Here is a 12,596-nt window from a genome sequence, read left to right as displayed (position 1 = left end):
GGCTCTCCCCATCCCGTGCATCCCGCACAGGGCCGTCCGGGCCCGCTCAGAGCCCCGGTCGGCCCTCCCCCGGAAGGGCGGCGGGAACCGAGCCTTGAAGAGGGGGAGTACCCGCGCGGCACCGCCGCCACCGGGCCGCCGCGCCGACCCCGGAGGTGCGTCATGACCGGACCCGTCGTCGTCGGGCTCGACGGTTCGCCCGAGAGTGTGACGGCCGCATGGTGGGCCGCACGCGAAGCCGTGAACCGGCGCCTGCCCCTCCTCCTCCTGCACTCCTGGACCACCCAGCCGCTCGACGTGCCGATCGCCCAGGAAGCGCACCACAAACGGCTGTACGGCCAGGAGGTCCTCCAGCGGACCTCGGCCGCGCTGCTGCACCGGTACGCCGACCTGCCCCTGACCACGGAACTGGTCTCCGCTCCCGCGGCGCAGGCACTGCTGGACCGGGCCGAGAACGCGGAGCTGCTCGTCCTGGGCTCGCGCGGACACGGCTCGGTGGCGAGCTTCCTGCTCGGCTCCATCAGCCTGCACGTCCTGGGCCTCGCGCCGTGTCCGGCCGTCGCCGTACGGGCGGACGACCCCGCCGTGGAAGCGGGCTGGAAGCAGCCCGCGGCGGCGGAGAGGGACGAGATCGTGGTCGGGGTCGGCCGCCCCGAGGGCCGTGCGGCCGATGCCCTGCTGGAGTTCGCGTTCACCACGGCCGCGGCACACGGATGCCGAGTACGGGCGGTGACGGCGCTGCCCCTGTCCGCCTCGCTGCTGGCGCAGCCGGGCGAGGACGAGGTCGAGGACATGGCCGGGGCACGCCTGGCGGAGACGCTGGCGCCCTGGCGGGAGAAGTTCCCCGACGTGCCCGTGGACCAGCACATCGCCCTGGGCCCGGCCACGCAGGTGCTGCTGACCGCGTCCGCCCGTGCCTGCCTCACCGTCGTGGGGCGCAAGCGCCAGTCCTCGCATCTGACCTGGAAGCTCGGGCCGGTCGCCCACGCGGCCCTGCACCACGTGCCGTGCCCGGTCGCCGTGGTCCCGAGCGGCTGAACGGGCCGCGCGGTCAGTCCGGCAGTTTCAGCCGCACCGTCTCCCCCGGCTCGACGACGACCGTGCGGTCCGGCAGCCGCACCTCGATCGGGGACTGGTCGGAGGACGGCACGGCGATGTCCAGCTCGCGGCGCTCCAGATGCACCCGCACCCCCCAATTGCCTTGGTAGCGCAGGGCGAAGCCGTACGAGGAGAGTTCCGGCAGCGGCACCGGATCGAGCCACAGCGCTCCGCCGCGGGTCTCCAGGCCGGTCAGCCCGCGCTGGACGAGGTCGAGGGTGCCCGCCATGGCGCCGAGGTGGATGCCCTCGCCGGTGGTGCCGCCCTGGACGTCCGCGATGTCGCCCTGGAGGGCCTCCTGGCAGAACTTCCATGCCTCCGCGCGCCGGGCACGGGCCAGCACCCAGCCGTGGACCAGGCCGCTGAGGGTGGAGCCGTGGCTGGTGCGGTGCAGGTAGTAGTCGACGGTACGGTGCCAGATGTCGTCGTCGAGCTCGACCCCCAACCTGCGGAACAGGTCCCGCAGTTCGGCCGGGGCGAAGAGGTAGCCGAGCATCAGGACGTCGGCCTGTTTGGAGGCCTGGTAGCGGTTGACGGTGTCGCCCTCCGCCTCCAGGATCCGGTCCAGGCGGCGGATGTCGCCGTAGCGCTGCCGGTACTCCGCCCAAGGCAGCTCGGCGAGTTCGCCGTAGCCGTCGAACTGGCTGATCACCCCGTGGTGGAAGGGCACGTGGAGCGTGCGGGAGACCTCCTCCCACTGCTCCAGTTCGCTCAGGTCGAGGCCCGTGCGTTCGGTGAGTTCGCGGCGCCTGGGCTGTGGCAGGGCGTCGATCAGTTCCAGGGTGCGGGTGAGGACCCAGGCCGCGGTGACATTCGTGTAGGCGTTGTCGTCGAGGCCGGGTGTGCTCGCGTCGGGATAGGCGTCGTGGTACTCGTCCGGGCCCACCACGCCCTTGATGCGGTGCCGTCCGAGCGTCTCGTCGTAGACGGCCGCGTCGGCCCAGAAGCGGGCGATCCGCAGCAGCATCTCCGCGCCCTTGGTGTGCAGGAACTCCATGTCGCCGCTGGCCTCGTAGTACTGCCAGACGTTGTAGGCGATGGCCGAGCCGACGTGGTACTGGAGCCGGGAGTTGTCCGGCAGCCAGCGCCCCGAGCGCGGGTTGAGATGGAGCTGCTGGGTCTCCTCGCGCCCGTCGCTGCCGCTCTGCCAGGGATACAGGGCGCCCCTGCGGCCGGCGGCGAGGGCTGAGGTGCAGGCCTGTTCCAGGCGCCGGTGGCGGTAGCGCAGCAGGGCCCGGGAGACCTCCGGGAAGTGCAGGTTGAGGAAGGGCAGCACGAACAGCTCGTCCCAGAAGACATGGCCCCGGTAGGCCTCACCGTGCAGTCCCCGGGCGGGTACGCCCACGTCGAGGTCGGCGGTGTGCGGGGAGAGCGTCTGGAGCACGTGGAAGAGGTGCAGCCGCAGAATGCGGCCCGCCTCGCCCGCGACGTCCAGGGCGGCCCGGCGCCACAGCTGGTTCCAGGCCGTGCGGTGGGACACGAGCAGTTCGTCGAAGCCGGGCACGCGGCCGACCCGGTCGATCGCGGCGTACAGCGGGTCGCTGATGGCCGGGTCGCGCGAGGTGTGCAGGGCGACGATCTTGTCGACGGTGACGGTCCTGCCCTTGGTCAGGCTCAGGACGGTGTGCTGGGTGGTGCGCGGGCTCTTGTTGCGGACGATGACCGGCGCCTCGGAGACGAGCCGTGCGGCCATGCCGATCCGGATGTCGGAGGTCCGGGTGCGGCAGCGCAGCCACACGGTGTCCGGGGTGGCGGTGCCCGCGTGCACGTGGGTGAGGTGGCGCCCGTCGAGGTCGCGGTAGCGCGGTACGCCCGCGTTGGTGACGGCGCCGTCCAGCAGGGCCTCCACCTCCAGCTCGCCGGAGAAGCCCTCGGCGGTGAACTCGGTGCGCAGGGCGGCCAGATGAGGATCCGCCATGTGCACGATCCGCTGCTGGAACACCGACAGGACGCGTCCCTCGCCGAGGTCGAAGCGGGTGCGGCGCTCCAGCATCCCGGAGGCCAGCAGCAGGTCCATCCGGTGCTCCAGCACCGTCGCGGTGTCCGGGGTGAGCCAGGATCCGCCGACCGGACGGAAGCGCAGCGGCAGCCAGTTGGGGACGTTGACCATGTCCTCGTTCTCGACCTGCCGCCCCGCCACGTCGGAAGTCAGCCGGTTGTAGCAGCCCGCGACGTAGGTGCCCGGATAGTGGATGTCGTCGGCCACGCACTCCGGGAGTGCTCCCCGGGTGGCGAAGTAGCCGTTGCCCAGGGTGCACAGGGACTCGCGCAGCCGTTGGTCCGCGGGCTCGTAGCCCTCGTACTCCCAGGTCCATCCCGTCACGTCGGCTCCTCACCCAGCAGTTCCGCCAGATCCCGTACGACGATGTCGGCGCCGTGCCGGCGCAGTCTGTCCGCCGAGTCCCCCGTGGCGGCCCGGTCCACGCCCACCACCAGGGCGAAGCCTCCGCGTCTGCCCGCCTCCACGCCGGCGAGGGCGTCCTCGACGACGGCGGCGCGGCCTGCGGGGACGCCGAGCCGGTCGGCGGCGGTGAGGAACAGGTCGGGCTGCGGCTTGCCCGGCAGGCCGAGCCGGGCCGCTTCGGCGCCGTCCACGAGGACGTCGAACAGGTCGCGCACGCCCGCCCGGGTGAGCAGCTCGCCCGCGTGCCGGGAGGCCGAGGCCGCCGCCAGGGGTGTCCCGGCCGCGCGCAGGGCGTGCACGAGCCGCACCGTGCCGGGGTACGCCGCCACGCCCTGTTCGCGCAGCCGCCGCGTGAAGCGTTCCTCCTTGTCTGCGGCGACGGCCCGCACGGTCGCGTCGGTCGTCTCAATGCCGCGCGAGGCGAGGAAGGCGGCGGCGCCGTCGAGGCGGGACTTGCCGTCGACATGGCTCAGGTAGTCGTCCCGGACGTCGAACGGCCGCCGCTGCCCGGGATCCGTGGGCGGATGCGCGAGCAGGAAGGCGTCGAACGCCTCCTTCCACGCGGCCGCGTGGACGCGGGCCGAGTCGGTGATCACTCCGTCCGTGTCGAACACGACGGCGCGGACCTCGCTCAAGGGGGAACCGGGCTGCTCCATGGTCACTCCAGCTGCGGGACGACGGCGACGGGGCAGTACGCGTGGTGGAGCAGGGTGTGTCCGACCCGGCCGAGCTGGAGGCCGAAGCGGACCGACCCGCGCCGGGCCCCGATGATCACCAGGTCGGCGGCGGCCGACCGGTCCAGCAGCACCCTGCGGGCCGGGCCCTCCACCGCGGCGGAGCGCACCCGCACGTCCGGGTGGTCGGCCGTCGCCTCGTGCAGGACGGTGTCGAGCAGGTCCGAGGCCTCGTGGTCCTCCGCCGCGGGGTGCGTGGGCCGGCGCCAGGCCCGTACGACGTCCAGGACGCAGCCGCGGGCCTCGGCCTCGCGGAAGGCGAACCGGGTCGCCGCACGGGCGGTCTCCGGGTCGGCGGCGCCGAGCAGGATCCGCTCGTGGGTGCCCGCGAGGCCCGCCTTGTCCCCGCGGACCACGATCACCGGTCCGTGCGCGCGGGCCGCGACGGTCAGCGAGACGGAGCCGAGGAGCAGTCCGGCGAGTCCGCCGCGGCCCCGCGCTCCGGTCACCACCGCGAAGGCGTGCTGCGCCTCGCCCAGCAGGGCGTGTGTCGCCTCGTCCGGGATCACGTCGGCGGAGACCCGCACGCCGGGTTCGCGGCGCCGGGCGCGCTCCACCGCCGTCGCGACGACCTCCTCGGCAGCCGTCTGCTCGGACGGGCGGTCGGGGTCGTCCGAGGGCACCACGCCCTCGTAGCGCTCCCACAGGGACGCGTACACCAGGCGCAGCGCCCGACGGTGCCGTAGGGCCTCGTCCACGGCCCAGTCGACCGCCTGAAGGCTGCCGGCAGAGCCGTCGACGCCCACGACGAGAGGCAGCTCCTGCATGGCCCCACCGCCTTCCGTCCGGCCGCGGCACGCGGCCCGGTGCTCCCATCCACGGTCGCACGGGCGCCCGGAAGGCCGCATGGGATGAGCCGGCCCCGGCCTGGGGACCTTCGGCCCGTGCGAGGGCCCGCGTGCGGGGTGACGCTGGAAGTGGGCCGACGGGTCGTCGACGCTCGTCGACCGGATCCGGAGGGAGCGATCCATGGCTACGGACACCGTGCACCCGGTCCACCCCGCCCGGCTGACGGCGGTCCTCGACAAACCGCTGTCGCGCTGGCTGTGGCTGCTGAAATGGCTGCTCGCGCTGCCCCACTTCGTCGTCCTCGCCTTCCTGTGGGTGGGGTTCGTCCTGGTGAGCGTCGTGGCGTTCTTCGCGATCCTGTTCACCGGCCGGTATCCGCGCGCCCTGTTCGACTTCAACGTGGGTGTGCTGCGCTGGAGTTGGCGGGTGGGGTACTACTCGTACGGCGCTCTGGGCACCGACCGCTACCCGCCGTTCACGCTCGCCGACGTCCCCGATTACCCGACCCGCTTCGATGTCGCCTACCCCGAGCGGCTGTCCCGCGGCCTGGTCCTGGTCAAGTGGTGGCTGCTGGCCATCCCGCAGTACCTGGTCGTGGCGATCCTCGAGGGCGGGTCGTACATGGGCTGGTTCTCCGGCGGTCTCATCGGGCTGCTCGTCCTGTTCGCCGGTGTCGCCCTGGCCGCGACCGGGCGTTATCCGCGCGGCATCTTCGACCTGGTCATCGGCCTGAACCGGTGGGTACTGCGGGTGACGGCCTACGCGACGCTCCTCACCGACGTGTATCCGCCGTTCCGGCTCGACCAGGGTGGCGCCGAACCGGAGATGCTGCCCTGACCACCGCGTTCCCGTTCTGCACGGGCAGGGCCGGGATCTTCCGCGTCCGACGGATCGTCCGGCGCAGCGCCAGCGCGTCGAAGAGTGCGGTGAGGACGAAGGTCACGCCCATCGCCGCGAACAGCAGGAGCGTGAACCGCTCCCAGAACTCCGGTGTGAGACTCGTGCCCACGGTCCTCTCCCCCTCGGGTCGATGTGATTCCTCCTCACCTGTCAGCCAACTCCGTCACGGCCCGGAGCGCATGAGCCGTGCGGCCCGGAGGGAGGGCCGGAGCGGCCCTGGTGGTTCCCCGGTGGGTGTGGTGTGCTGGAGGTGACGGGAAGGACCCTGACTCGAGACGCGGAGAAGCGGCTTCGGGCCGTGCACCGCGCAATCCGGATCCGCGAGAAGCGGGTAGGTCCTTCCCGCCTCTCATGCCGCCGCAGCGACAGTCACCCCTCCTGGGCCCGGTCGTCGGTGAGGTCCGGTTCGAGGGCCGGTCGATGCCGTGGGCCCAGGAGTTCGCAGTCCACGCCGACCACTCCCTCGACGGCCCGCGCCAGCCGTATCGCGACGGGCACGAGGGCGGTGCTGCGCACACGGCCGGTGAGCCGTACGACGCCTGCGTGGACCTCGACCCGCACCGCGTCCGGTGCTTCGGGGAACAGGAACTCCACGACGTCGGAACGCACCTCACGGGCGATGGACTCGTCGTCCCGCAGGAACACTTTGAGCAGGTCGGAGCGGGTGACGATGCCCTTCAGCACCCCGTCCTCGCCGACCACCGGGAGCCGGTGGACCCCGTAGCGCGCCATGGTCCGGGCGGCCTGCGCCGGCGTGTCGTACGGGTCGGTGGTGACCGCAGGCGCCGTCATCAGCTCGGCTGCCGTGCGCGCCTCGGCCTTGGCCGGGTCGACGGGCCGGGCCGTCCGCAGCAGGTCGGCTCCGTGGAACTCCTCCTTCACCAGCAGATCCGTCTGGGAGACCACGCCCAGGACCCGCTGCTCGTCGTCCACCACGGGCAGGCCGCTGACCTGATACCGGCGCATGGCCTTGACCAGGTCCTTGAACGCGGCGTCGGGCCGGACGGCCACGACGTCGCGGGTCATCACGTCGCTCACGATGCTCGGGGTGCCGTCCATGGTGCCCTCCGGGTCAGCCCCGGCTGCCGCTGCCGTACGGCGCGTACAGGTCGAGCAGGCGGGTGCGGGCGGCCTGGAGGCGGCGCGTGGCGACCGCCCCGGCCCACAGCGCCACCGTGTGGCCCAGGGCGGGGTCGTCCGCGCACATCCGGCGTACGGTCTGCGCGTCGAATTCGTGGGCGCGCACCGGTCCGACCGTCCGGGCGCCGAACCGCCACCGGTACGGCGGGAAGAGCCAGGACCAGCCCAGCAGATCGCCGGGGCCAAGGGTCTCCAGGTCGACCGGGCGGTGGCCCGGCACGCGCATGTCGAGCGTCACGGTGCCGGACCTGATGATCCAGAAGTGGTCGGCCCGGCCGCCTTCCTGGAAAAGGCGGATGCCCGCCGGGAAGAGCGCCTCGTGGGCCAGACCCATGAGCAGGCCGCGGTGCTCCGTGGAGAGCGTCCTGTCCGGCCGGGATGTCGTCGCGGTAGCCATCTCGCGCCTCCTCATGCGCCGCCTGCTCTCAGCCTCGACGCCGTCGGGGCCACAGCACATGAGCCGACCGGCCCTGGCCGCTGGGCTCAACGGGCCCTGCCTGGTCCACGGGCGGGGCGGGCGGTGTTCGGCGAACCTGATCGCAGGTCCGCCCGCACCGCGAAGGGATCCCGAGATGGTGCAGTCCCCGTCCCTCGAGCGCCCGAGCCCGGAGGTGTCCGCGCGTGCCTGGCTGATGCTGGCCCTGGCCACGGTCGGTTTCGCCGTGAACTTCTGGGCATGGGCGCTGCTCAGCCCGCTCGGCCCGCGCTTCAAGGACGACCTGGACCTGTCGTCGTTCGAGCAGTCGCTGCTGGTGGCCGTGCCGGTCGTGGTCGGGTCGCTGGGCCGAATCCCGGTGGGCGCGCTGACCGACCGCTACGGCGGACGGGTGATGTTCCCGCTGGTCTCGGCGGCCACGGTCGTCCCGGTGCTGTACGTCGGCCTGGCCGGGCACGACTCGCTCGCCGCGCTGCTGGTCGGCGGCTTCTTCCTCGGTATCGGCGGGACGGCGTTCGCGGTCGGCGTGCCGTTCGTCAGCGCCTGGTTCCCGCCCGAGCGGCGGGGCATGGCCATCGGCGTCTTCGGCATGGGCATGGGCGGTACGGCGATCAGCGCGCTGACCACGGTGAAGCTCGTGGACGCGTACGGCACCGCCAACCCGTTCCTCGTCTGCACCGCCGTCCTGGTGGTCTACGCGGTCGTGGCCGCGCTCGTCCTGCGGGACGCCCCGGGGCGCACCGCGCCGACCGAACCGCTGCTGCGGCGCCTGGCGGACGCGCTGCGGCTGCCCCTGACCTGGCAGGCGTCGACGCTGTACGCGGTGGCGTTCGGCGGCTATGTCGCCTTCTCCGTGTACCTGCCGACCTACCTCAAGACGGCCTACGGACTCACCCAGACGGACGCGTCGAACCGGATGGCCGGATTCGTGCTGCTGGCGGTGGCGATGCGGCCGGCCGGCGGCTGGCTGTCGGACCGGATCGGACCGGTGCGGGTGCTGTCCGGCTCCCTGGCCGTCGTCGTCGTGAGCGCGCTCGTGCAGTCCTCCACGCCGTCCCTGGCACCGGTCGGCACGATCGCCTTCCTCACCATGGCGGCCGCGCTGGGCGCCGGCAGCGGGGCGACGTTCGCCTTCGTGGCCCTGCTCGCCCCGCGGGGGCGCACCGGCTCGGTGACCGGCGTGGTCGGCGCGGCGGGCGGCCTCGGCGGCTTCGTACCGCCCTTGGTGATGGGCTCGCTCTACGGCGCCTACGGCTCGTACGCGCTGGGCCTGCTGCTGCTCGCCGCGGTGGCGCTGGCCGCCCTGGTCTTCACGGAGACCGTGGTGCGCCGCGCGGTGACCCGCCGGATTCCGGCCACCCAGCACAACTGACCTGCGGCAAAGGGGCCGTTCGGCCCTCCGGCCCGGTCCCCCGGCCCCTGTCGGGCACCCGGCCCGCGGACGGATCCTGAGGGTGCGGGGACCCCGCGTACGCACGCGCGGGTGCCGCTCCGGGAGGTGTCGGTCATGCTTCGCCCCATCGTCGTAGGACTGGACGGATCTCGCGAGAGCCTCGCCGCCGCCGACTGGGCGGCCCGGGAGGCGCTACGGCGCGGCCTGCCGCTGCGGCTGGTGCACGCCTGGGAGGGCGGTGCCTCGCCCGACGGGTCGGACCTGCCCGAGCTGGACGCTCCGCGCCACTGGGCGCGGCGGATCCTGCGCGGCGGCATGGACCGGCTCAACGAGCGCTATCCGCAGGTGTACATGAGTGCCGAGCAGATTCCTCGGCCCGCTCCCGACGCCATGGTCGCGGCGGGCGACGAGTCCGAGCTGCTGGTCCTCGGCAGCCGGGCGTTCAGCGGCCTCGGCGGCCTCATGGCCGGTTCCGTGGCGCTGGCGACGGTGGCGCACGTGGCCCGGCCGGTCGTGCTGGTCCGGGCGACTCAGGCGCTCGAGGACGAGCACGAGCCGGACGCGGCGGGCCGACCGTCCGCGCACACGCCGTACCGCCCGCTCGTGGTCGGTGTGGACCCGGCGCAGAAGTGCGACGACCTGCTGGCATTCGCCTTCGAGAGCGCGACGCTGCGGGCCGCGCCGCTGCGGGTGGTGCACGCCTGGCGGCTGCCCTACGTACCGCCAGCGCTGGAGGCGAAGGCGCGCAGGGACGTGCGGCAGCGGGCCGAGCAGGCGCTGGAGGCCGTGCTCGCGCCGTGGCGGAAGAAGCACCCCACGGTGGAGGTCGTCACGATGGTCGAAGAGGGGCGCCCGGCACAGCGGCTGCTCGACGCCGCGAGGGACGCCGGTCTGCTGATCGTCGGCCGCAGGATCCGCCCGGTCAGGGTCGGCGCGCACACCGGGCCCGTGGCGCATGCGGTGATGCACCACGTGCACTGCCCGGTCGCCGTCGTGCCGCACGAGTGAACAGCCGCACGGCTCAACTGCCGCACGAGTTCTGTGCAGGAGCGGCACACACGCTGCACACGGCCTGTCGAAAGGCTCGCTACGGTTCTGGCCGATCGATCGATCCCCCGTGCGAACGCCGAGTCAGGAAGACCCCGGATGGACTACTGCTCCTCGTGCCGTCGGCATCTCAACGGTGCCCTGGTGTGCCCCGGCTGCGGCGCCTACGCCCCGGACATCGCTCCGCCCATGGCGATGGCGCCCCCGGCGAGTCGTCCCGACGACACGTGGCACGACGTGGCCCCCGCCGTCGAGGCACCGGCGGAGACACCGGCCGAGGACGCGGTTGCCGTGACCGGCGCGCCGGCAGGCCGGGCGGCTCGGCGACGGCAGCGGGCCCGCTGGAAGAAGAACCAGCGCCGGGCCGTGGTGGCCACCGCGGTCGCGCTGGTCGGCGGCGGCCTCACCGTCGCCTCGATGGACCGGCAGTCCGGGGACCGGGCCCAGGCGGCCACGGCACCGGACAACACGGCCATGGGCACCGCCGAGGAGCGGCACACCGAGCCCGCCGCCCCCGCCTCGACACCGCCGGGCACACCCGGTGCGCCGCCCAGTACGCCGACCGCCCGGCCGTCGGCCCCCAGCGCCCCGCGCGAGCAGTCCGTCGCGGTCGTACCCACGGCCACGCCGACCACGGACCGGTCGCGCACCCCGGCCTCGCCTGTGCCCTCGGTGACCTCGGCCGCCCAGTCGCAGGCCGCCTCCGTCGCCCCCGGCACGATCCCGGAGCCGACGGCCACCGCCACGCCCCCGGCCGCCCCCGCGCCGTCGCCCTCGGCGACCGCACCGTCGGAACTGTGCCTGCTCGTGCTGTGCATCGGCTGATCCGCCGGGTCAGCCCGCCCCGCTACTGATCGGCCGGCACCGGAACCCGCCACACCAGCCGGGAACCCCCGCCCTCGGGGGTGCTCAACTCCAGTTCCCCGCCGAACTGTTGGGCCCGCTCGGCCATGTTCCGCAGTCCGCTGCGGCGGCCCTCGGCCGGTATGCCCACGCCGTTGTCGGTGACCGCGAGCCGTACCTCGCGGCCGTCGGTCTCCAGCATCACCTCGGCGCGCCCCGCGCGGGCGTGGCGGGCGATGTTGGTCAGGGCCTCGGAGAGCACGGCGACCACGTGGTCGGCGATCTCGCGGGGCACGTCCGTGTCGACCAGCCCCTCCATCCGCACGCTGGGGGCGAACCCCAGCACCGGGGCCGCCTCCCCGGCCGCCCGGACGACCCGGGCGCGCAGCCCGGTCCCGGCGCCGTCCTCACGCGCCCGCAGGCCGAAGATCGTCGACCGGATGATCTTGATGGTCTCGTCCAGGTCGTCCACGGCCCGCGCCACCCGGTCCCCGGCCTCCGGGTGCTCGATGAAGCGTCCCGCGCTCTGCAGGGTCATACCGGTCGCGAACAGCCGCTGGATGGCGAGGTCGTGCAGGTCCCGGGCGATCCGGTCGCGGTCCTTGAGCACCGCAATCTCCTCGGCGTCCTGGCGGCGCTCGGCCAGCTCCATCGCGATCGCGGCCTGCGCGGCGAAGCTGTGCAGCGGCACGGTCTCCTTGTCGGAGAACACCGGCCGGCCCGCCTCCCGCACCAGGAGCACCACACCGCGGACGCCGTCGCCGGTCCCGATGGGCACGGCCACGGCGGGTCCCAGTCCGCCGAACCGGGCGTCGGGATCCGCCGCGCGCTCGTCGCGGGTGACGTCCGCGCCGGTGACGGACTCTCCGGTGGCGAAGGCCCGGCCGATGAGGCTCTCGTCCACCGGCAGCACCAGGCCCCGATGGGCCTCGGCGCTCTTGCCGACGGCGAGTTCCACCCGCAGCGCGTCGGTGTCCTCCACCGGCATGGCCACGACGGCGAGGACCGCGCCGGTGATCTCCTTGGCCCGCCGGGCGATCAGTCCGAGCGCCTCTCCGCGCTCGGCTCCGGACATCAGGCTGTGGGTGATCTCGGCGTTGGCCTGGAGCCAGCGCTCCCGCAGCCGGGACTCCTCGTACAGGCGGGCGTTGTCGATGGCCACACCGGCCGCGACGGCCAGGGTCGACAGGACCGACTCGTCCTCCTCGTCGAACTGCGCCCCGCCCGCCTTCTCGGTCAGGTACAGATTGCCGAAGACCTGGTCGCGGACCCGGATCGGGACGCCCAGGAAGGTGTTCATCGGCGGGTGGTGGGGCGGGAAGCCGTAGGAGGCGGGGTGCTCGGAGAGCTTCGCCAGGCGCAGCGGCTCGGGGTGGCGGATCAGCTCGCCGAGGATGCCGTGGCCCTCCGGGTAGGGGCCGATCCTGGCGATCTGTTCCTCGCTGACACCGACGGTGTGGAAGGCCGACAGACGCTGCCCGTCCGCCCCGATCACTCCGAGCGCGGCATACCGTGCGTCCACCAGCGCCGCCGCGGCCTCCACGATGCTGTGCAGCGCCTGTTCCAGGTCCAGCTCCCGGCCGACCGAGAGCACCGCCTCCAGCAGGCTGTGCACCCGGTCGCGCGTGCCCCGGGCAGCGTCGAGCCGAGCTTGCAGTTCCTCCAGCAGCTCGTCGAGCTTGAGCTGCGGCAGCCGTACGCGGGCCTGCCCGGCCTGCTCCTGGCTCTCCACCGTTCCTCCATGTCCCCTCGACCAGTGCGGTCAGGGTCACGGTATCGGTAGGGGGAACGGTGCGGCACGGGATGGGTCGG

General features: G+C 73.5%; 11 protein-coding genes. 5 read left to right on the top strand and 6 right to left on the bottom strand.

Annotated features, from left to right (window positions below; all coding sequences use genetic code 11):
* The first annotated feature begins 162 nt into the window (after nt 1-162).
* Nucleotides 163-1,038 (top strand): universal stress protein, encoded by an 876-nt coding sequence (locus tag BN159_RS40230; protein ID WP_015662823.1) that lies wholly within the window; start codon nt 163-165, stop codon nt 1,036-1,038.
* Between the two features lie 13 nt (nt 1,039-1,051).
* Here BN159_RS40230 and BN159_RS40225 read toward each other — a convergent pair whose 3' ends face one another.
* Genes BN159_RS40225 through BN159_RS40215 form a run of 3 tightly spaced genes read right to left on the bottom strand, consistent with a single transcriptional unit; the run spans nt 1,052 to nt 5,003 of the window.
* Complete coding sequence (locus tag BN159_RS40225; protein WP_015662822.1) at nt 1,052-3,421, bottom strand: glycoside hydrolase family 65 protein; 2,370 nt, start codon at nt 3,419-3,421, stop codon at nt 1,052-1,054.
* Nucleotides 3,418-4,158 (bottom strand): HAD family hydrolase, encoded by a 741-nt coding sequence (locus BN159_RS40220; RefSeq protein WP_015662821.1) that lies wholly within the window; start codon nt 4,156-4,158, stop codon nt 3,418-3,420. Before BN159_RS40220 ends, BN159_RS40225 begins: the two co-directional genes overlap by 4 nt.
* Nucleotides 4,159-4,160: 2 nt before the next feature.
* Complete coding sequence (locus BN159_RS40215) at nt 4,161-5,003, bottom strand: universal stress protein (RefSeq protein ID WP_015662820.1); 843 nt, start codon at nt 5,001-5,003, stop codon at nt 4,161-4,163.
* Nucleotides 5,004-5,205: 202 nt separating this feature from the next.
* On the opposite strand from BN159_RS40215, the gene BN159_RS40210 reads away from it, so the two are divergent.
* The gene (locus tag BN159_RS40210) at nt 5,206-5,862 is read left to right on the top strand and encodes a DUF4389 domain-containing protein (RefSeq protein ID WP_015662819.1); all 657 of its coding nucleotides are present in this window, start codon (nt 5,206-5,208) and stop codon (nt 5,860-5,862) included.
* A gap of 432 nt (nt 5,863-6,294) precedes the next feature.
* Here the strand turns inward: BN159_RS40210 and BN159_RS40205 are convergent, their stop codons facing one another.
* Nucleotides 6,295-6,984, bottom strand: a complete 690-nt coding sequence (locus BN159_RS40205) for a CBS domain-containing protein (RefSeq protein ID WP_015662817.1) — start codon at nt 6,982-6,984, stop codon at nt 6,295-6,297.
* Between the two features lie 13 nt (nt 6,985-6,997).
* Nucleotides 6,998-7,462 carry a cyclic nucleotide-binding domain-containing protein gene (locus BN159_RS40200; protein WP_015662816.1) on the bottom strand — a complete coding sequence of 155 codons (465 nt, stop codon included), beginning with the start codon at nt 7,460-7,462 and terminating at the stop codon, nt 6,998-7,000.
* A 175-nt stretch (nt 7,463-7,637) separates the two neighbouring features.
* Here BN159_RS40200 and BN159_RS40195 point away from each other — a divergent pair, with 175 nt between their 5' ends.
* The 3 genes from BN159_RS40195 to BN159_RS40185 all read left to right on the top strand — a co-directional run bounded on the left by BN159_RS40195 (nt 7,638) and on the right by BN159_RS40185 (nt 10,766).
* Nucleotides 7,638-8,873, top strand: coding sequence for a nitrate/nitrite transporter (locus BN159_RS40195; protein ID WP_015662815.1), 1,236 nt, complete (start codon nt 7,638-7,640; stop codon nt 8,871-8,873).
* A 135-nt stretch (nt 8,874-9,008) separates the two neighbouring features.
* Nucleotides 9,009-9,902, top strand: a complete 894-nt coding sequence (locus BN159_RS40190; protein ID WP_015662814.1) for a universal stress protein — start codon at nt 9,009-9,011, stop codon at nt 9,900-9,902.
* Nucleotides 9,903-10,040: 138 nt separating this feature from the next.
* Nucleotides 10,041-10,766: an SCO2400 family protein gene (locus BN159_RS40185; RefSeq protein ID WP_015662813.1), complete on the top strand. Its 726-nt coding sequence runs from the start codon at nt 10,041-10,043 to the stop codon at nt 10,764-10,766.
* Nucleotides 10,767-10,788: 22 nt separating this feature from the next.
* Here the strand turns inward: BN159_RS40185 and BN159_RS40180 are convergent, their stop codons facing one another.
* The gene (locus BN159_RS40180) at nt 10,789-12,516 is read right to left on the bottom strand and encodes a GAF domain-containing sensor histidine kinase (RefSeq protein ID WP_015662812.1); all 1,728 of its coding nucleotides are present in this window, start codon (nt 12,514-12,516) and stop codon (nt 10,789-10,791) included.
* Between the last annotated feature and the right edge of the window lie 80 nt (nt 12,517-12,596).

It is taken from the genome of Streptomyces davaonensis JCM 4913 (assembly GCF_000349325.1).
Lineage (GTDB): Bacteria > Actinomycetota > Actinomycetes > Streptomycetales > Streptomycetaceae > Streptomyces > Streptomyces davaonensis.
Note: the sequence above shows the minus strand (reverse complement) of the source record. Positions and strands in the feature narration are given on the sequence as shown.